18 protein-coding genes are annotated in these 19,279 nt (G+C 71.1%); 6 read left to right on the top strand and 12 right to left on the bottom strand.

Annotated elements, in window-relative coordinates; genetic code table 11:
* The first annotated feature begins 102 nt into the window (after positions 1 to 102).
* Positions 103 to 1,125 (top strand): recombination-associated protein RdgC, encoded by a 1,023-nt coding sequence (locus AC1MLT_RS12030; protein ID WP_481032452.1) that lies wholly within the window; start codon positions 103 to 105, stop codon positions 1,123 to 1,125.
* Positions 1,126 to 1,147: 22 nt separating this feature from the next.
* Here AC1MLT_RS12030 and AC1MLT_RS12035 read toward each other — a convergent pair whose 3' ends face one another.
* A complete protein-coding gene (locus tag AC1MLT_RS12035) occupies positions 1,148 to 1,555 on the bottom strand; it encodes a glycerate kinase (protein WP_481034994.1) in 408 nt (135 codons plus the stop codon).
* A 49-nt stretch (positions 1,556 to 1,604) separates the two neighbouring features.
* A complete protein-coding gene (gene radA, locus AC1MLT_RS12040) occupies positions 1,605 to 2,993 on the bottom strand; it encodes a DNA repair protein RadA (protein WP_481032453.1) in 1,389 nt (462 codons plus the stop codon).
* Positions 2,994 to 3,162: 169 nt separating this feature from the next.
* Here radA and AC1MLT_RS12045 point away from each other — a divergent pair, with 169 nt between their 5' ends.
* Positions 3,163 to 4,170: a Bug family tripartite tricarboxylate transporter substrate binding protein gene (locus tag AC1MLT_RS12045; protein WP_481032454.1), complete on the top strand. Its 1,008-nt coding sequence runs from the start codon at positions 3,163 to 3,165 to the stop codon at positions 4,168 to 4,170.
* A 7-nt stretch (positions 4,171 to 4,177) separates the two neighbouring features.
* Positions 4,178 to 5,188: a 2-dehydropantoate 2-reductase gene (locus AC1MLT_RS12050; protein ID WP_481032455.1), complete on the top strand. Its 1,011-nt coding sequence runs from the start codon at positions 4,178 to 4,180 to the stop codon at positions 5,186 to 5,188.
* Between the two features lie 39 nt (positions 5,189 to 5,227).
* On the opposite strand, the gene alr is transcribed toward AC1MLT_RS12050, so the two are convergent.
* A complete protein-coding gene (gene alr, locus AC1MLT_RS12055) occupies positions 5,228 to 6,349 on the bottom strand; it encodes an alanine racemase (protein ID WP_481032456.1) in 1,122 nt (373 codons plus the stop codon).
* A 202-nt stretch (positions 6,350 to 6,551) separates the two neighbouring features.
* Between alr and lplT the strand changes: the two genes are divergently transcribed.
* Both lplT and AC1MLT_RS12065 read left to right on the top strand, forming a co-directional pair.
* On the top strand, positions 6,552 to 7,856 hold the full coding sequence (lplT, locus tag AC1MLT_RS12060; protein WP_481032457.1) for a lysophospholipid transporter LplT: 1,305 nt from the start codon (positions 6,552 to 6,554) through the stop codon (positions 7,854 to 7,856).
* 53 nt (positions 7,857 to 7,909) lie between these two features.
* Positions 7,910 to 8,422, top strand: a complete 513-nt coding sequence (locus AC1MLT_RS12065; protein ID WP_481032458.1) for a glutathione peroxidase — start codon at positions 7,910 to 7,912, stop codon at positions 8,420 to 8,422.
* Here AC1MLT_RS12065 and AC1MLT_RS12070 read toward each other — a convergent pair.
* The 8 genes from AC1MLT_RS12070 to AC1MLT_RS12105 all read right to left on the bottom strand — a co-directional run bounded on the left by AC1MLT_RS12070 (position 8,419) and on the right by AC1MLT_RS12105 (position 16,184).
* Entirely contained in the window at positions 8,419 to 8,862 is a 444-nt protein-coding gene (locus AC1MLT_RS12070) for a carboxypeptidase regulatory-like domain-containing protein (RefSeq protein ID WP_481032459.1), read from the bottom strand. The two genes, AC1MLT_RS12065 and AC1MLT_RS12070, sit on opposite strands and share 4 nt — an antisense overlap.
* Before the next feature lie 97 nt (positions 8,863 to 8,959).
* A complete protein-coding gene (gene glcF, locus AC1MLT_RS12075; protein WP_481032460.1) occupies positions 8,960 to 10,183 on the bottom strand; it encodes a glycolate oxidase subunit GlcF in 1,224 nt (407 codons plus the stop codon).
* Positions 10,184 to 10,244: 61 nt separating this feature from the next.
* Complete coding sequence (locus AC1MLT_RS12080; protein ID WP_481032461.1) at positions 10,245 to 11,159, bottom strand: YoaK family protein; 915 nt, start codon at positions 11,157 to 11,159, stop codon at positions 10,245 to 10,247.
* A 79-nt stretch (positions 11,160 to 11,238) separates the two neighbouring features.
* Positions 11,239 to 12,393: a glycolate oxidase subunit GlcE gene (gene glcE, locus AC1MLT_RS12085; RefSeq protein ID WP_481032462.1), complete on the bottom strand. Its 1,155-nt coding sequence runs from the start codon at positions 12,391 to 12,393 to the stop codon at positions 11,239 to 11,241.
* 65 nt (positions 12,394 to 12,458) lie between these two features.
* The gene (locus AC1MLT_RS12090) at positions 12,459 to 13,415 is read right to left on the bottom strand and encodes an SMP-30/gluconolactonase/LRE family protein (protein ID WP_481032463.1); all 957 of its coding nucleotides are present in this window, start codon (positions 13,413 to 13,415) and stop codon (positions 12,459 to 12,461) included.
* Positions 13,416 to 13,598: 183 nt separating this feature from the next.
* Positions 13,599 to 15,011, bottom strand: a complete 1,413-nt coding sequence (locus AC1MLT_RS12095) for an ammonium transporter (RefSeq protein ID WP_481032464.1) — start codon at positions 15,009 to 15,011, stop codon at positions 13,599 to 13,601.
* Positions 15,012 to 15,049: 38 nt separating this feature from the next.
* Positions 15,050 to 15,388 (bottom strand): P-II family nitrogen regulator, encoded by a 339-nt coding sequence (gene glnK, locus AC1MLT_RS12100; protein WP_429596331.1) that lies wholly within the window; start codon positions 15,386 to 15,388, stop codon positions 15,050 to 15,052.
* A 64-nt stretch (positions 15,389 to 15,452) separates the two neighbouring features.
* Positions 15,453 to 16,184 (bottom strand): TorF family putative porin, encoded by a 732-nt coding sequence (locus AC1MLT_RS12105; RefSeq protein ID WP_481034996.1) that lies wholly within the window; start codon positions 16,182 to 16,184, stop codon positions 15,453 to 15,455.
* Positions 16,185 to 16,373: 189 nt separating this feature from the next.
* On the opposite strand from AC1MLT_RS12105, the gene AC1MLT_RS12110 reads away from it, so the two are divergent.
* On the top strand, positions 16,374 to 17,975 hold the full coding sequence (locus tag AC1MLT_RS12110) for a YifB family Mg chelatase-like AAA ATPase (protein ID WP_481032465.1): 1,602 nt from the start codon (positions 16,374 to 16,376) through the stop codon (positions 17,973 to 17,975).
* Positions 17,976 to 18,026: 51 nt separating this feature from the next.
* On the opposite strand, the gene AC1MLT_RS12115 is transcribed toward AC1MLT_RS12110, so the two are convergent.
* A complete protein-coding gene (locus AC1MLT_RS12115; protein WP_481034997.1) occupies positions 18,027 to 19,169 on the bottom strand; it encodes a fumarylacetoacetate hydrolase family protein in 1,143 nt (380 codons plus the stop codon).
* Positions 19,170 to 19,279 lie beyond the last annotated feature (110 nt).

Below are 19,279 nucleotides of genomic sequence, written 5' to 3' on the forward strand. Positions count from 1 at the left end.
GCGCGATTTTAAGGCGCCCCCGCATCGGCGCGCTGGTGCCGGGCCGGGACGCTCGCGACGACAATGGGCCGTTTCGCCCATCGCCAGTAAAGGTTGCATTCCGTGTCCGTATTCAAGAACGTCATCGTCTATCGCATCGAGGCTCCCTGGTCGCAGTCGCTCACGGATGCCGAGGAAGCGCTCGCGGCCCAGCGCTTCGTGCCCTGCACGCCGTCGCAGGAGAAATCGGCCGGCTGGGTCGGCCCGCGCGGCGACGAGCATGGCCTGCTGGTCGAGTCGGTGGGCGGCCAGTGGATCCTGGAATTCATGATCGAGTCCAAGACGCTGCCGGGCTCGGTGGTGCGGCGCAAGGTCGACGAGCGCTGCGCCCAGATCGAGGCCGCCACCGGCCGCAAGCCCGGCAAGAAGGAGAAGAAGGAGCTCAAGGAGGACATCACCCACGAGCTGCTGCCGATGGCCTTCACGCGCCACGCCCGCATCGCGGTGTGGATCGACCCGGCCGAGCGCCGGCTGGTCGTCAACGTCGCCAACCCGGCGCGGGCCGACGAGGTCGTGACCAGCCTGGTGAAGGCCCTCGAGGGCTTCGCGGTGACGCAGATCAACACCCGCGTCGAGCCGGCCGCCGCGATGGCCGGATGGCTCTCGACCCAGGAGCCGCCGGCCGGCTTCACCATCGATCGCGAGTGCGAGCTGCGCGCCACGGACGAGTCGAAGTCGGTGGTGCGCTATGCCAAGCATGCCCTCGACATCGAGGAGGTGCGCCAGCACATCGCCGCCGGCAAGCGCCCGACGCGCCTGGCCATGACCTGGGACGACCGCGTGTCCTTCGAGCTGACCGAGGGGATGCAGATCCGCAAGATCGCCTTCCTGGAGAGCACCGACCGTGCCGCCGACGGCAAGAAGGAGGACAACTTCGACGCCGACGCGGCGATCGCCACCGGCGAGCTCGGCCAGCTGGTGCCGGAACTGCTCGAGGCGCTCGGCGGCGAGGCGGTGCTCGGCCTGTCGGCCGCCGACGCGCCCTCGGCTGGCGCTGCTGCGGATGCGGCCGCGCCGTCCGCGAAGGCAGCAGTCCCCGGCGCCACGACGGACGCCGCGCAGGAAGAGGAAGACGCGCCCTTCTGATGAGGCGGCGGCGCGCCCGGCTTCAGTCGGGCGTGCCGGGACGCACCAGCGTCCACTCGCGCAGCTTGCCGTCGACGAAGATCCCATCGACATACGACTCGCCGCCATCCTGCCAGCGATAGGTCTCGGGCTGCGTGTCGGGGGCCGAGCGCAGCTCGCCGAGCGAGCGCGTCATCGCCACCACGTGCAGCAGCGTCACGCCGGGCTTGAGCTTGGCATTGAGCATCACGGCGCTGGCGACATAGCCGATCGGCCGGCTCGACGCCCGCTTCAGGACTGTCATGGTGCGGGTGAAATGCAGCAGCAGGAACATCAGGAGGGCGCCGCCGACCATCGCCACACCGGCCCAGCCGTATTGACGGTAGGCGAAGCCAAGCACGATGAGGCCGGCCGCCGGAACGAGGATTTTCTGAAAATTCATGGCGCGCATTGTCGGTGCGCCATCCCCGGCGTCGATGAGGGATGCCCACATGCCGGCGCTACGACTGCAGCCGCCGCACCACTTCCATCGCTTCCTCCACCCGCTCCACGGCGTGGATCTCCAGGCCCTCGACGGGCTTCTTGGGCGCATTGGCGCGCGGCACCACGGCGACGCTGAAGCCGAGCTTGGCGGCCTCCTTCAGGCGCTCCTGGCCGCGCGGCGCCGGTCGCACCTCGCCGGCCAGGCCGACCTCGCCGAAGGCGATGAAGCCCTTGGGCAGCGGCTTGCCGCGCAGGCTCGAGGTGATCGCCAGCATCACCGCCAGGTCGGCCGCCGGCTCGGTGATGCGCACGCCGCCCACGGCGTTGACGAACACGTCCTGGTCCATGCAGGCGATGCCGGCATGGCGGTGCAGCACGGCCAGCAGCATCGCCAGGCGGTCGCGGTCCAGGCCCACCGACAGGCGCCGCGGACTGGGCCCGCCGCTGTCCACCAGCGCCTGGATCTCCACCAGCATCGGACGCGTGCCCTCCAGCGTGACCAGCACGACGCTGCCGGGCACCGGCTCGGCATGCTGGCTCAGGAAGATCGCGCTCGGGTTGGCCACGCCCTTGAGCCCGCGCTCGGTCATGGCGAAGACGCCGATCTCGTTGACCGCGCCGAAGCGGTTCTTGATGGCGCGCACCAGGCGGAAGCTCGAATGCGTGTCGCCCTCGAAGTACAGCACCGTGTCGACCATGTGCTCCAGCACGCGCGGCCCGGCCAGGGCGCCCTCCTTGGTGACGTGGCCCACCAGCACGATCGCCGTGCCGCTGGCCTTGGCGAAGCGCGTGAGGTGCGCCGCGCATTCGCGCACCTGCGCCACCGAGCCGGGCGCCGAGGTGAGCTGGTCGGAATAGACCGTCTGGATCGAGTCGATCACCGCGATGGCCGGACGGTTGGCATCGAGCGTGGCGATGATCTTCTCCAGCTGGATCTCCGGGAACACCTGCACCTGCGAGTGGTCCAGTCCGAGCCGCCGCGAGCGCAGCGCGACCTGCGCGCCGCTCTCCTCGCCGGTGACATAGAGCGCGTTCTGCCCGGCGCGCTGCAGCGCGTCGACCGCCTGCAGCAGCAGGGTCGACTTGCCGATGCCCGGATCGCCGCCGATGAGGGTGACGCCACCGGGCACGATGCCGCCGCCGAGCACGCGGTCGAGTTCGTCGATGCCCGTGGGGGTGCGGTCGACGTCGCTGGCCTGGATCTCCGAGAGCACCGCGATCTCGCTGGTGCCGGCCAGCGCCGCGAACGGCGCGCTGAAGCGGTTGTTGGCCGGGCCGCCCCCGGCGGCCTGCGCGACCTGTTCGACGAGGGTGTTCCAGGCGCCGCAATGCGGACACTTGCCCAGCCACTTGGCGCTGGTGCCGCCGCAGGTGCTGCAGACGTAATTGGTTTTTTCCTTGGCCATCGAAGGAGTGTAGGGACCGCGAAAGACCGGCGCAGGACGGGCGCGGGCGCGCCATCGAAGCGGTCCGGACGTGGCGTAAACGCGGGGACGCCGCGTGCCGGCTTGCCGGAAAATGCCCGCCATCGCCCCATTCCCGCGATTTCCACGATTCCAACGGAGACAACCCCCCATGACCTTCACCCGCCGCCAACTGCTGCAGACCACCGGCGCCAGCGGTGCCGCCGCCCTGCTCGCCAGCATCGGCCAGATGGCTTTCGCGCAGCAGCAGCACGCGACCCTCGAGACCGCCAACATCATCACCGGCTTCGCCGCCGGCGGCACCTCCGACAACATCTGCCGGCGCCTGGCGCTCAAGCTCGCGCCCGACTTCGCGAGGACCGTGGTGGTGGAGAACCGCACCGGCGCGGGCGGCCAGATCGCGATCGGCTATGTCAAGGGCCGGCCGGCCGACGGCACGGCGATCCTGCAGACGCCGACGTCGATGCTCACGATCTATCCGCACATCTACAAGAAGCTGCCCTACGACTTCGCGACCGACCTGACGCCGGTCTCGCTGGGCTGCTCGTTCGACTTCGGCTTCGCCGTCGGCCCGTCGGTGCCGGCCAACGTGAAGACGGTGCCGGACTTCCTGGCCTGGGCCAAGGCCAATCCGGCCGGCGCCAACTTCGGCTCGCCGGCCGCGGGTTCGACGCCGCACTTCATCGGCGCGCTGCTGGGCAAGGGCGCCGGCGTCGAGCTCAAGCACGCGGCCTATCGCGGCACGCAGCCGGCGATGCTCGACCTGCTGGGCGGCAACGTCTCGGCGGTCTCCGGTCCGGTCGGCGACATCACGCAGCACCTGGCCAGCGGCAAGGTGCGCATCCTGGGTGTCTCGGGCGAGAAGCGCAGCCGCTTCGCGCCGGACGTGCCGACCTTCGGCGAGCAGGGCATCCCCGACATGGCGCACAGCGAGTGGTTCGCCTTCTTCCTGCCGGCGCGCGCCGCGCCCGAGCTGGTGGCGCGCCTGAATGCCTCGATGCGCGCCGCGCTGGCCTCGAAGGACGTGATCGACGGCCTGGGCACCTTCGGGCTGGAGGCGATGGCGTCCTCGCCCGAGGAACTCATGGCGCTGCTCAAGAAGGACACCGCCAAGTGGGGCCCGATCGTGAAGAAGGTCGGCTTCACCGCCGAGGCGTGAGCCACCCATGAAGGTCTGCATCTACGGCGCCGGCGCCATCGGTGGCTGGATCGGCGTGGCATTGGCGCGCGCCGGCCTGCCGATCGGCGTGGTGGCCCGCGGCGCGACGCTCGGCGCGCTGCGCCACGAGGGCCTGTCGCTGGTGCGCAGGGCGCCCGGTGGGGAAGGTGGCGCGACCGAGGGCGAGACGCGCGAGCGCATCGCGGTCCACGCGGTGGACGACCCGGCCGAACTCGGACCGCAGGATCTGGTCGTGATCGCGGTGAAGGCGCCGGCGCTGCTCGGCGTGGCCGAGCTCATCGCGCCGCTGCTGGGCCCCGACACCCTGGTGCTGACGGCCATGAATGGCGTGCCGTGGTGGTTCCTCGACGGCGGCTTCGGCGGCGCGCTGGCCGGCACGCGGCTGGCGGCGGTCGATCCCGACGGCGTCATCGCGACGGCGATCCCGGCGCGCCACGTGGTCGGCGGCGTGGTGCACGCGAGCTGCTCGCTCGACGCGCCGGGCGTGGTGCGGCATCACTTCGGCAACGGCCTGCTGCTGGGCGAACCCTCCGGCGTGGTGACGCCCCGCGTCGAGCGGCTCGCCGCGCTGCTGACGGCCGGCGGCATCGACGCCCGCGTGTCGCCGCGGATCCAGCAGGACGTCTGGTTCAAGCTGTGGGGCAACATGACCGTCAATCCGGTCAGCGCCCTGACCGGCGCCACCACCGACCGCATCCTGGACGACGACCTCGTGCGCGGCTTCATCTCCAGCGTCATGCGCGAGGCGCGCGAGATCGGCGCGCGCATCGGGCTGCCCATCGCCGACAGCCCGGAGGACCGCCATGCGGTGACGCGCCGGCTCGGCGCCTTCAAGACCTCGATGCTGCAGGACGTGGAAGCCGGCCGCGCCGTCGAACTCGACGCGCTGGTCGGCGCGGTGCGCGAGCTCGGCCGGCTCGCGCAGGTCGAGACGCCGTTCACCGACGCGCTGTTCGGGCTCGCCCGGTTGCAGGCGCGGCAGCGCGGGCTGTACTGATCCGGTCCCGGCCGGGCCGGTGGCGGCGCGTTCCGCGCCTCAGGCGCCGGTCGTCACCGGCACGCGCGGCGCCACGGCGCACATCAGCTCGTAGCCCACCGTGCCCGCGGCATGCGCGACCTCGTCGATGGACAGCACGGTGCCATCGGACGCCCGGCCCCACAGCGTGACCTCGCTGCCGATGCCCGGCGCGCGGGCGGCTCCGATGCCGCCGCGCGCGCGCAGCACCGGTTCGAGGTCGACCGTCACCATGTCCATGCTCACGCGGCCGACGACCCGCGTGCGCACGCCATCGACCAGCACCGGCGTGCCGGTGGGCGCATGGCGCGGGTAGCCGTCCGCATAGCCGATCGCCGCCACGCCGATGGCCATCGCCGCGTCGGCGACGAAGTTGGATCCATAGCCGACCGTCGCGCCGGGCGCGAGCGACTGCACGCCGATGAGCCGCGTCGCGAGCGTCATGCCGGGACGCAGCTGCCAGTGCGCGGCATCGTGGGCCGGGAAATCCGGCGCGCTGCCGTAGAGCACGATGCCCGGGCGCACCCAGTCCGCGCGCGTGCGGTCGGCATGGCGCAGCACGGCGGCGCTGTTGGCGATGGAGCGTTCGCCCGGCAGGTCCTGCGTGACGCGCTCGAAGATGGCCAGCGCCCCGGCCACGCCGCGCTCGTTGTCGGCATCGCTGAAGTGAGTCATGAGGGAGATCTCGTCGACCTGGGGCAGCGCGTTCAGGCGCGTCCAGGCGGCGCGGTAGCGTTCGGGCGCGAAGCCCAGCCGGTTCATGCCCGAGTTCATCTTCAGGAAGACGCGCTGCGGCACCTGCGTCTTGTGCGCGGCGAGCATGTCGATCTGCGCGTCGCAATGCACGGTGTGCCACAGGTCCAGGCGCGAGCAGAGTTCGAGATCGCGGGCCTCGAAGACGCCTTCGAGCAGCAGCACCGGGCCGCGCCAGCCGAGGGCGCGCACGCGCTCGGCCTCGGCCAGATCCAGCAGGGCGAAACCATCGGCGGCCCGGAAGGCATCGAACACGCGCTCGATGCCGTGGCCGTAGGCATCGGCCTTGACCACCGCCCACACGCGGGCATCGAGGGCCGAGCGCCGCGCCCGGTCGAGGTTGTGGCGCAATGCATCGGGATGGACGGTGGCGAGGATGGGACGCGGCACGGGGGATGACCTTTGATTGCAGTGGGCAAAACCCGTGAACTTCGACACACAACACGCAGGTTCGCTGGGGTTTTGCGCCTCATTTTGGCATTTCACCCCATGCTATAACCGCTCACGGCGCCCCAGAACGTGCGTTCTTTTTCTCCTTGGAACGCCTCTTCCACCACCCACCGAGCCAGTCCACTGGCCAGCCAGCCCATCGATGAAGCGCGGTTTCTACACCATCATGTCGGCCCAGTTCTTCTCGTCGCTGGCCGACAACGCGCTTTTCGTCGCCGCCGTCGAACTCATGCGGACCTCGGGGGCACCCGAATGGCAGCGGGCCGCGCTGGTGCCGATCTTCACGCTCTTCTATGTCGCGCTGGCGCCGCTGGTGGGCGCCTTCGCCGACGCCTTCCCCAAGGGCAAGGTCATGTTCGTCAGCAACGCCATCAAGGTGGTGGGCTGCCTGATGATGCTGTTCGGCTCGCATCCGCTGCTGGCCTACGCGGTGGTCGGCCTGGGCGCGGCGGCCTATTCGCCGGCCAAGTACGGCATCCTGACCGAACTGCTGCCGGCCTCGCAGCTGGTCAAGGCCAACGGCTGGATCGAGGGCCTGACCATCGCCTCGATCATCCTGGGCATCGTGCTGGGCGGCCAGCTGGTGGGCCACGCGGTGTCGAGCCAGCTGCTGATGCTGGACTTCCCGGTCATCAGCACCGGCATCGACACCCCGCCCGAAGCCGCGATCTCGATGCTGATCTTCATCTACGCGCTGGCGGCCTGGTTCAACACCCGCATCCCGCACACCGGCGTCGAGATGCGCCCGCTGCGCGCCAACCCGCGGCACGGCATCGCGCGCAACGTCGTCGCCCTGCTGCCGGACTTCTGGCAGTGCAACATGCGTCTGTGGCGCGACAAGCTCGGCCAGATCTCGCTGGCGACGACGACGCTGTTCTGGGGCGCGGGCGGCAACCTCAAGTACATCGTGCTGGCCTGGGCCTCGCTCGCGCTGGGCTACAACACGGCGCAGGCCTCGTCGCTGACCGGCGTGGTGGCCATCGGCACGGCGGTCGGGGCCATCGTGGCCTCGATGCGCATGCGCCTGGACATGGCCACGCGCGTGATCCCGCTGGGCATCGGCATGGGGCTGCTGGTGATCGGCATGAACTTCATCGGCAACATCTGGGTGGCGGTGCCGTTCCTGATCCTGCTGGGCGGTTTCGGCGGTTTCCTGGTGGTGCCGATGAACGCCCTGCTCCAGCATCGCGGCCACAACCTGATGGGCGCGGGCCGCTCGATCGCCGTGCAGAACTTCAACGAGCAGGCCTGCATCCTGGTGCTGGGCGCGTTCTACACGGCCTGCACGGGCCTGGGCCTGTCGGCGTACACGGCGATCACCGCCTTCGGCGTCGTGGTCGCCGGCTTCATGTGGCTGATCCGCCGCTGGCACCAGAACAACCTGAAGCGCTATCCGGAAGAAGTCGAACACCTGCTGGCGATCGCCCGCAGCGACAAGCACCACTGATCCTTCCCGCCCCCCGGCCGGCCCGCGGACCCCGCGCGCCATGGAGCAACGACATGAACGACACATCGACGGCCTACGACTTCGAGGCCGAGGACATCGACGGCCGACCGGTGGCGCTCGAGGCGTTCCGGGGCCGCGTCCTGCTGATCGTCAACACCGCCAGCCGGTGCGGCTTCACGCCCCAGTTCGAGGGCCTGGAGACACTGCATCGCACCTATGACGCGCGCGGCCTGACGGTGCTGGGATTCCCGTCGAACCAGTTCGGCGCGCAGGATCCGGGCAGCGATGCCGAGATCGGCGCCTTCTGCCGCCAGAACCATGGCGTGAGCTTTCCGATGATGCGCAAGGTCGACGTCAACGGCGAGCATGCAACGGCGCTCTATCGCTGGCTGACGCACGAGAAGCCGGGCCTGCTGGGCACCGAAGCCATCAAGTGGAACTTCACCAAGTTCCTGGTCGGCCGCGATGGCCGGGTGATCAAGCGCTATGCGCCGCTGGACAAGCCGGCTTCGCTCGCACACGACATCGAGGCAGCCCTGTCGATGCCCGGCGCGGACCCGACCTAGAAGCGGAAGTCCGCCGTCGCCGGCGTCCGCCCCAGTTCCACCTCGCGCTGCTGCGTCCGGCCATCGGCCATGGCCTCGACGCCATAGCGTCCGGCCGGCAGGTCGACCAGGCAGATCGGTCCGTCGGCGCGCAGTCGCAATGCGGTGGCGCCCTTGGCATCGCGGATCGTGACGCCGACATCGGCCAGGTAGGAACCATCGGCCCGGGCGAACAGCAACGACAGCGGATGCGATTTCATGGCCGCGCGCATCGCGGTCGACTCGTCGGAGCCGATGCCGCCGCAGACATGGCGCGCCGCGCCTTCACCCCGCATCGGTGGCACCTGGGATTGCGCCGAGGCGTGGAAGCCGCCCAGGCCGAGGGCCAGGGCGAGCAGCATGGCGGCGGGACGACGGGCGGCGGTGATCCGGGACGGGATAGGGCGGGTGGTGTGAGGCATGGGGTCGATGCTCGTCGACCCGACGCCCGGCCCGCGTCGCCGATGGCCCGAGACCGCGTAGGACAGCCGAAACCGGCGCCTGGCGATTCCGTCCTGCTCAGGCCAGCGCCGCGTCGAGCACCTCGACCCAGTGCCGCACCGGCGTCGCGCTGCCGCTCTGCAGGTGCGTGATGCAGCCGATGTTGGCCGAGACGATGGTGGTCGGCTGGAGCTGGTTCAGGTGGCCGAGCTTGCGGTCGCGCAGCGGATAGGCGAGTTCGGGCTGCAGCACCGAGTACGTGCCGGCGGAACCGCAGCACAGGTGGGCCTCGTTGCGGGAGACCTGGATGTCGAAGCCCAGCGCGCGCAGGTTCACCTCGACACCGCCGCGCAGCTTCTGGCCGTGCTGCAGCGTGCAGGGGGGGTGATAGGCGACGACGCCCTGCGGCGCCCGCACGCGCGCCTTGAGCACCGGCACCAGGTCGGGCAGCAGTTCGCTCAGGTCGCGCGTGAGTTCGCTGATGCGCCGGGCCTTCTCCGCGTAGGCCGCGTCGTCCTTCAGGATGTGGCCGTAGTCGCGCACCGTGACGCCGCAGCCCGAGGCGTTCATGACGATCGCCTCGACCTCCCCGCGCTCGACGTGGGGCCACCAGGCGTCGATGTTGGCGCGCATGTGCGCCTGGCCGCCGGCATGGTCGTTGAGGTGGAACTTGACCGCGCCGCAGCAGCCGGCCCCGGAGGCGATCACGGTCTGGATGCCGGCCGCGTCGAGCACGCGCGCGGTGGCGCCGTTGATGTTGGGCATCATCGATGGCTGCACGCAGCCGGCGAGCATCAGGACCTTGCGCGCGTGCGTGGCGGTGGGCCAGCGGCCGGCATCCTGGCGCGCCGGCACCTTGGCCTTGAGCTTCTCCGGCAGCAGGCCGCGCACCGACTGGCCCAGCTTCATCGCCGGTCCGAACAGCGGCGAGGTCAATCCCTCCTTGAGCAGCCAGCGCGTGGCCTTCTCGGCCGCCGGGCGCGGCACCTTCTCGTCGACGATCTTGCGGCCGATGTCGACCAGATGGCCGTATTGCACGCCGCTCGGGCAGGTGGTCTCGCAGTTGCGGCAGGTCAGGCAGCGGTCGAGGTGCAGCTGCGTGGCGCGCGTGGGCTGCTTGCCCTCGAGCACCTGCTTCATCAGGTAGATGCGTCCGCGCGGACCGTCGAGCTCGTCGCCGAGCAGCTGGTAGGTCGGGCAGGTGGCGGTGCAGAAGCCGCAGTGCACGCACTTGCGCAGGATGGCCTCGGCTTCGCGGCCCTCGGGCGTGCCCTGGAATTCGGGAGCGAGTTCGGTTTGCATCGTGGTTTGTCTCGTGTGCTTCGGTGGAAAGACGCAAGGATCGCAGCCGCCGTGGTTCCCGTCAGGCGGAGGGGAATGGCGGCGACGGCGGGGGCGGCGGCTTGGAGGGCGACGCGGGAGGCGCGGCGACCGGCGGATCGAAGGAGGGCCCGTCGGCATCCGGCGAGCGCGCCGGCACGGCGGGACGACGACGTCCTGCGACGCGCCGGCCGAGCGAGGCCAGGCGATGGCGCAGGTAGGCCGAGCGGCGCAGGTCGCGCCGCAGCGGGGGCAGCGACAGCGCCAGCAGCAGCGCGGCCAGCGGCATCACCCAGACGAAGCCGACGTACTTGAAGCCGGCCGCGCCGACGACGCCACCGACGATGAACATGCCCAGCAGGCCGCCATGGAAGCGCAATGCCGGACGGCTGGCGCGCACGCGCTCCTCCAGCGGCGTGCCGCGCGGGTTGCGGTAGACCAGCCGTCCCAGCTCGAGGCCCAGGTCGGTGATGTGGCCGGTCATGTGGGTGGTGCGCAGCCGGCCATGCGACATGCTCGAACTCAGCGCGTTCTGCAGTCCCATGATGTAGGACAGCAGCAGCACCGTGAGCGGCACCGAGAACGGCGTCGGCCAGGTCAGCGTGATGGCGCCCAGCAGGCCGAAGACCAGCAGCAGGCCGGCCTCCAGCAGCAGCGGCATGGCATAGGCGCTGCGCAGGTGGTGCCGCTGCGCCCAGTGGACGATCAGTGCCGTGCTGGCGGCGCCGCCCATGAAGGCCAGCAGCGCGCCGACGGCTCCCAGGATCAGCGTGCCGTGGCCCAGCACCAGGCCATCGGCGACCTGCGAGGCGAAGCCCGACATGTGCGAGGTGTACATGTGCACCACCAGCAGTCCGCCGGCATTCACCGCGCCGGCATTGAAAGCCAGCAGCAGGCCCAGCAGGTTGTCGATCGATGCCGTGCGATGCTGGCCGGAGAGATGGAACAGTCGACGCATGGACGTGGGGTGGGCGGTGCGGTGCGGTACGGTGCGGGACGTGGCGGGGACGCGCGCCGGGTGGCGGGCGCCGGCGGCGCTAGGGCGCGCGCGCCGGTCGCGCCGTCGCATCGTCCGCGCGGACGTCGAGGCGACTGCGGTCGAACACGCCGGAGGGGTCGAACTCCTGCTGCAGCGCGCGCTGGATGCGGGCCAGCGCCGGGGACAGGCTGTCGCCATGCTGCACGTCGGCACCGGTGGCAGCGGCGCTGCGGAACAGCGTCGCATGGCCGCCCACCGCCCGCGCCGCCGCGCGCCAGTGGTCGCCCTGGCCCGGCCGCGCGCGATACCAGCGCTGGCCGCCATGCCACTCGATCAGCGGCCCGGCATCGCCGGCACCGGCGCCACCGGCCGGCGGCGCGATCACCGGCGCGGTCTGCGGCACCGACAGCCGCCACAGGTCGAGCGCGTCGCCCGGCGCCAGGAACCATGGCAGGCGCTGGTCGCGGCATCGCGTCCAGTCGGCGCCGGCATCGGGCTGCAGCTCGCCGCCCAGATGCGCGCGGGCCGCCTCCACCGCCGCCACGGCGCCGCGCAGACGCAGGTAGAGCGTGCCCCGGCCGGCATCCTCGACCCAGCAGCTGGCGTTGAGCGGCAAGGGCCGGCCGCCCCAGCCGTTGAGCAGGTCGAGCGCCTCGGCCTGGGTGCATTCGAAGCGCAGCGTGGCCTCCGCCGGCGCCACGGGCAGCACCTTCAGGCTGACCTGGGCGATGACGCCCAGGGTGCCGAAGGAGCCGGCCAGCACGCGCGAGACGTCGTAGCCGGCGACGTTCTTCATGACCTGGCCGCCGAAGCTCAGCACCTCGCCACGCCCGTCGACCAGCATGGCGCCGAGCACGTAGTCGCGCACCGCGCCGACGTTGGCGCGCGCCGGCCCGGACCACCCCGCGGCCACCATGCCGCCCACCGTGCCCCCGGTGCCGAAGTGCGGCGGCTCGAACGGCAGGCACTGCCCCTCGGCGGCCAGCAGGGTCTCGAGCTCGGCCAGCGGCGTGCCGGCGCGCGCGGTCACGACCAGTTCGCTGGGTTCATAGGCGGTGACGCCGGCCAAGGGGCGGAGGTCGAGCGGCGCGACACCGTCGGCGGCGGCGGCGCCATGGAAATCCTTGGTGCCGCCGCCCCGGATGCGCAGCACGGTGGCGTCGGCGGCGGCGGCCCGGATGCGCTCGACGATCTGTTGAAGCTCGAAGTCCATGCGGTCGATGGTACTGCCGGCAGGGCCCCGGACCCTCGTTTCGGAGCGCATGGCGAGGATCTCTTTCAGTCCTCGAAGAACTCCACCGGCAGGCCCGGCGTCGCGACGCGCCGGGCGAGCACGCGACCCGAGTCGGGCCAGCGCGCCAGTTCCTCGGCCGGGCGCCCCTTGGCGGCGGTGGTGACGAACAGCGTGCGCAGGTCGTCGCCTCCGAAGCACGGCATGGTCGGGCACTGCGCGGGCAGCGTGACGGTCTCGATCCGCTCGCCGGTGGCCGACAGGTGCAGCAGCCGGGCGCCCTCGAACATCGCCACCCAGTAGTCGCCCCGGCTGTCGACGGTGGCGCCGTCGGGCCGGCCCTCGTAGGCGACGGGCGAGGCCGGCGTCCAGTCGCCGGGCTTGGCATCGAAGCGGGCGAAGGTGCGCTCGCGCACGAGCGTGTTGCTCGCGGCATCCCAGTCCCAGGCCCGCACGTGATGCGCGGCGGTGTCGGCCCAGTAGACGGTGCGCCGGTCGGGCGAGAAGGCGAGGCCGTTGGCGGTGGTGACGGCCCTGGCCATGACGGCGAAGCGCGGGGCGCCCGCGGGCCGTCCGGGCCGGAGGTCGAGGCAGTGCAGTTCGGCGGTCGCTCCGTCCTTGGCCTCGTTGAGGGTGCCGGCCCAGAAGCGGCCGAGCGCGTCGCACTTGCCGTCGTTGTAGCGCATCGTCCGGGTGTCGTGCACGGCCGGCTCGAGGAGCTCCAGCGCGCCGCCCCAGTCGCGCGCGCGATGGATGCCGTCGCGCAGGGCGATCACCAGGCCGCCGCTGCGCGCGGGCGCCATGCAGCCCGGCTCGCTCGGCAGGGCCCAGCGTTCCACCGCCCGCGCGCGCGGCGGGGCGGCATCGCCGGCGCTCTCGTGCAGCGTCGCGCGCAGCACGGCGCGGCCGGGGATGTCGAGCCAGTAGAGCCGGTGTTCGTGGGGATGCCAGAAGGGCGATTCGCCGAGCTGGCACGCGCTGTCTTCGAGGGGGGTCCAGGTCATGGCACCCATTGTGGGCCCGTGCGGCGCGTGGCGCGCGCCCCAAAAAAACAGCCCGCGGGCGCTGGGCGCCGGCGGGCTGAACATCCAAGGAGACACTCGCGAAAAACTCGGTCCGTCCGGATGGGATCGTGTGGGGGGGGCGGGTCCGGCCCCGCTCCGACAGGAGCGACGCCGGACGTCGGATCAGCGGTTGTAGGCTGTCTCGCCGTGCGACGAGATGTCCAGGCCTTCGCGCTCTTCCTCTTCGGTGACCCGCAGGCCGATGGTGAGGTCGGCGATCTTGAAGGCGATGAACGAGACGACGCCCGACCACACCATCGTGAACAGCACGCTCTTGATCTGGATCCAGACCTGGCCACCCATCGTGAAGGTGTCGGGGGTCAGGCCGCCGGTGCCGCCCAGGCTCTGCGAGGCGAACACGCCCGTCAGGATGGCGCCCAGGATGCCGCCCACGCCGTGCACGCCGAAGACGTCGAACGCGTCGTCCACCTTGAGCATGCGCTTGAGGCCGCTGACGCCCCACAGGCAGACGATGCCGGCCAGCAGGCCCAGCACGATCGAGCCCATCGGACCGACGAAGCCCGCCGCGGGCGTCACGGCCACCAGGCCACCGACCGCGCCGGAAGCGGCGCCGAGCATCGACGCCTTGCCGCGATGCAGGCTCTCGCCCAGGCTCCACGACAGGGTGGCGGCGGCGGTCGCGAGCACGGTGTTGATGAACGCCAGGCCGGCCGAGGCATTGGCCGCGCCGGCCGAACCGGCGTTGAAGCCGAACCAGCCGACCCACAGCAGCGAGGCGCCGACCATGGTGAGCGTCAGCGAGTGCGGCGTGAACGCCTCCTTGCCGAAGCCCAGGCGCTTGCCGACCATGTAGGCGCCCACCAGGCCGGCCACGCCGGCGTTGATGTGCACCACGGTGCCGCCGGCGAAGTCGAGGGCGCCGTCCTTGGCCAGCAGGCCACCGCCCCAGACGATGTGCGCCATCGGCACATAGCTGAAGGTGAACCACAGGATCGAGAACAGGATCACGGCCGAGAACTTGGCGCGCTCGGCGAAGGCGCCCACGATCAGCGCCACGGTGATGGCGGCGAAGGTACCCTGGAACGAGACGAACACGTACTCGGGAATCGTCGTCAGCGCGCCGAAGGTCTCGGTGGTGACGCCCTTGAGGAACATCTTGTCGAGTCCGCCGAAGAAGTTGCCGTCGCCGGAGAACGCCATGCTGTAGCCGTAGAGGGCCCACAGGATGCTGATCAGCGAGAAGATCACGAAGACCTGCATCAGCACCGACAGCATGTTCTTGGAGCGCCCGAGGCCGCCATAGAACAGCGCCAGGCCCGGCAGCACCATCAGGATCACGAGCAGCGTGGAGGTCAGCATCCAGGCGGTGTCGCCGGAATCGATCTTGGGCGCGGGCGCGGCGGCCGGTGCCGAAGCGGCAGCGGCCGGCGCGGCCGAGGCGGCGACGGAGGCCGAGGCGGGTGCCTCGGTCGCGGTCGCCGCGGTGGCCGGTGCCGGAGCGGGCTGCGCGAAACCGGTCACGCCGGCGGTGAGGACGCTCAGACCGAGCGCCAGTGAGACAAGCAGTTTTTTCATTTGATTCGTTCTTTCGTGCCGTGTCGGATCACGTCCCCTCAGAGGGCTTCGCGCCCTGTCTCGCCGGTGCGGATGCGAACGACCTGCTCCAGGTCGTAGACGAAGACCTTGCCGTCGCCGATCTTGCCGGTGCGCGCGGCGCTCTCGACCGCCTCGATGACGCGCTCGACCAGGTCGTCGGAGACGGCCGCCTCGATCTTCACCTTGGGCAGGAAGTCGACGACGTACTCGGCGCCGCGATAGAGCTCGGTGTGGCCCTTCTGGCGTCCGAAACCCTTCACCTCGGTGACCGTGATGCCCTGCACGCCGATGGTCGACAGCGCCTCGCGCACCTCGTCGAGCTTGAAGGGTTTGATGATGGCTGTGACCAGCTTCATGGAAAAATTCTCCTGGGATGGAATGGCGAAGACGCGGCAGCAAGGCCCGCGTCTTCCTGGAGGCTCAGAGTGCCTTGCTCACCGTGACGATGGCGCGCGCCTTGTTGATGTCGCCGAAGTAGCTCTTCTTGGTGGCGCCCTGGACGCCGCCATACAGCGCCAGGCCGTTGCCGAAGTCGTAGGACACGCCCACGGCGTAGTCCACATAGCTGGGCACGCCGATGTCGCGGATGTCGCTCGCGAAGCGCGTGTAGTTGATGGCGCCCTTGAGCGTCAGCGAGGGGGCGATCTCCTGGGCCACGATCAGGCTCAGGTAGCCCGTGCCCGTGCCCTTGAGGCCGGAGTCGTTGCGATAGCCGGCATAGCCGAAGTAGTCCTTGGAGACGGTGGCCGCGTACTTCAGCGTCACCGGGCCATAGGTGCCCGCGCCATACAGCTCGGTCGTGTTGCCGGTGCTGTTGCCGGGGTAGACATAGGTCAGCGCGCCCACGTCCCAGGCGATGCCGCCGGCGGCGAACTTGTAGCCGCCGTAGAAGTCGCTCTCGATGCTGTTGCCCGGCAGCCAGTTGACGCTGGAGTTCCAGTTGCCCACGTACCAGCCCGTCTCACCGAAGGCATAGTCCAGACCGCCCTGGATCGCCGGCTTGAACGCGCGGTTCTTGCTGGTGTCCTGATCCTGGCCACGGAACTTGTAGTTGCTCGTCAGCGCGACGTTGCCCGTGAACTGGGCGGCGGCGAGCATCGGCAACGAGGCCAGGGCGGCGACGGCCAGGGCCTGGGCGGTCTTGCGGTGCATCATCGGGTGACTCCTCGGTAATTTTGAAGGTTGGGAGTTCCTTCAAAGCAGGGAGCGTGCCAAAGGGAACGAGTCGCGTGTCACCGCGATCGCGCTTCCTCCGGCCCGGGCGCACCAAAAGAGCGGCCCGGCGGGCACCGGATGATCGATGCACCATCTTGGTGAGGAAAATGGAAGAGGGAGAAGAAAATGAGTCTGTCTTTGGTGCAGAGCCGGGCACTACTCGGCCTGGAAGCGCCCGCGGTCACCGTCGAGGTGCATCTGGCCAACGGCCTGCCGAGCTTCACGCTGGTCGGCCTGGCCGACGTGGAGGTCAAGGAAGCGCGCGAACGCGTGCGTTCGGCCATCCAGAACGCCGGGCTGGAATTTCCCAACAACAAGCGCATCACGGTCAACCTGGCCCCGGCCGACCTGCCCAAGGACTCGGGTCGCTTCGACCTGCCGATCGCATTGGGCATCCTGGCGGCGAGCGCTCAGATCGAGGGCGCGCGGCTGGCGGGGCACGAATTCGCGGGTGAGCTGTCACTCTCCGGCGAACTGCGACCGGTGCGCGGTGCCCTGGCGATGGCGCTGGCGCTGCTCACGCACCGGGTCGCGACCCGGCTGGTGCTGCCCCCCGACAGTGCGCGGGAGGCCGCGCTGGTGCCCGGCGCCGAGGTCTACGCCGCGCGCCACCTGCTCGACGTGGTGGCCCGCTTCCTGCCGCCATCGGCCGAGGGCACGACTCCGCCCGGGACCACGGTCCCGACGACAGACAAGACAGCAACGACAGCGGCGGCCGTCGAGGACGACGGCTGGGCCCGCCTGTGGCCGGCCGCCGCCGCCAGCGATCTCCCGGCCTATGCCGACCTGGCCGACGTCAAGGGCCATGCCGGCGCCAAGCGGGTGCTGGAGATCGCGGCGGCCGGTGGCCACAGCCTGCTGATGGTCGGCCCACCGGGCTCGGGCAAGTCGATGCTGGCACAGCGCTTCGCCGGCCTGCTGCCGGCCATGACGGTCGACGAGGCGCTGCAGAGCGCGGCCGTCGCCAGCCTGGCCGGCCGCTTCGTGCCGGCGCACTGGATGCGCCGGCCGACCGGCAGCCCGCACCACACCGCCAGCGCCGTCGCGCTGGTGGGCGGGGGCTCGCCGCCGCGCCCGGGCGAGATCTCGCTGGCGCACCACGGGGTCCTGTTCCTCGACGAGTTCCCGGAGTTCTCCCGCGCCGCGCTCGAAGCCCTGCGCGAGCCGCTGGAGACCGGCACCATCACCATCGCGCGCGCCGCCCGCCGCGCCGAGTTCCCGGCCCGCTTCCAGCTCGTCGCGGCCATGAATCCGTGTCCCTGCGGCCACCTGGGCTCGGCGCAGAAGGCCTGCCGCTGCACGCCCGACCAGGTGCTGCGCTACCAGGGCAAGCTCAGCGGCCCGCTGCTCGACCGCATCGACCTGCACATCGAGGTGCCGGCGATCCCGGCGCAGGAACTGCTCGACACCGCCGCCGCCGCGGCCGGCGAATCGACCGCCGTCATCCGAGCGCGCGTGGTCGCCGCGCGCGACCTCGCCATGGCGCGCCAGGGCCGGCCCAACCAGATGCTGCAGGGCGCCGACATCGACCGCCATGCCGCACTCGACCCCGCCGCGCTGAAGTTCATGCACGCCGCCGCCGCCAAGCTGGGCTGGTCGGCGCGCGGCACGCATCGCGCGCTCAAGGTGGCGCGCACCGTGGCCGACCTGGCCGGCGCCGCCGAGGTGCAGGTGGCGCACGTGGCCGAGGCGGTGCAGTACCGCAGGGCCCTGCGCGTGGCGGCGTGAGGCGCCGCGATGCGGTCCCGCGTCACACGCCGGCAGCGCCGTCCGCGCCCCTCAGAGCAGCCCGCGCCCGGCCAGGTTCCTCATCAGCGCCGCGATGCCGAAGGTCCAGCGCGGCGCCTGGTCGGCGTGCGCCACGCGGTTGACCAGCGCGCCGAGCTCGGGCGCGGCGATGCGCACGCGATCACCCACCACGTGGGTGAAGCCCTGGCCGGGGCCATGGCGGTCCTGCGTCGGCGCGAACATGGTGCCCAGGAACAGCATCAGGCCGTCGGGATAGGCGTGGTGCACGCCGATGGCCTGGCCCACCAGGTCGAGCGGATCGCGGCTGATCTTCGACAGCGAGCTCGACCCCTCCATCACGAAGCCCTCCGGCCCGTCGACGCGCAGGCCCACCGTGATGCGGCGCACGTCGTCGATGCCGAAGTCGGCGTCGAACAGGCGGATGAACGGGCCGATGGCGCACGAGGCGTTGTTGTCCTTGGCCTTGCCCAGCAGCAGGGCGCTGCGGCCTTCGAAGTCGCGCAGGTTGACGTCGTTGCCCAGGGCCGCGCCCTTCACGCGGCCCTGGCTGTCGACGGCCAGCACGACCTCCGGCTCGGGGTTGTTCCAGACCGAGCCCGAATGGATGCCGACCTGCGCGCCGGTGCCGACGGCGGCCAGCACCGGCGCCTTGGTGAAGATCTCGGCATCCGGGCCGATGCCCACCTCCAGGTACTGCGACCACGCGCCCTGCGCGATCAGCACCTCCTTCACGCGCGCCGCCTCGGGGGAGCCGGGCACGATGCCGCGCAGGTTGTCGCCCAGCACGTCGCCCAGGGCCGCGCGGGTGGCCTCGGCGCGCGAGGCGTCGCCGCGCGCCTGCTCCTCGATCACGCGCTCCAGCAGGCTCTCGATGAAGGTCACGCCGCTGGCCTTGACGGCCTGCAGGTCGCACGGCGCGAGCAGTCGCAGCGAGCCGTCGTCATCCTCGGCGACGCGATCGGCCGGCCAGGCCGTGGCCAGCACCTCATCGAGCGACGCGATGCGCGGCGCGGCGCCATCGGCCAGCGCGGCGCGCACGGCGCCGGCGGGATCGTCGCCTTCGAGCAGCTGGCTGGCGGTGGGCGCGAGACGCGACAGATCGTGCAGCGCGCCCGCATGCACCGCCACCAGCACCGGCCCGACGCCGGGTTGCCACAGGCGACCGACGAGCATCGCGCGCGCGGCATCGGCGGGCAGCGTGGTGGCCGCGTCGAGCCCGGGGGCGGATGGCGACGAAGCGGAGCGGGAGTCGGCGGACGTGAGGGAAGGCATGAGTCTTGTCT

It is taken from the genome of Variovorax sp. PEI5, from assembly GCF_056679935.1.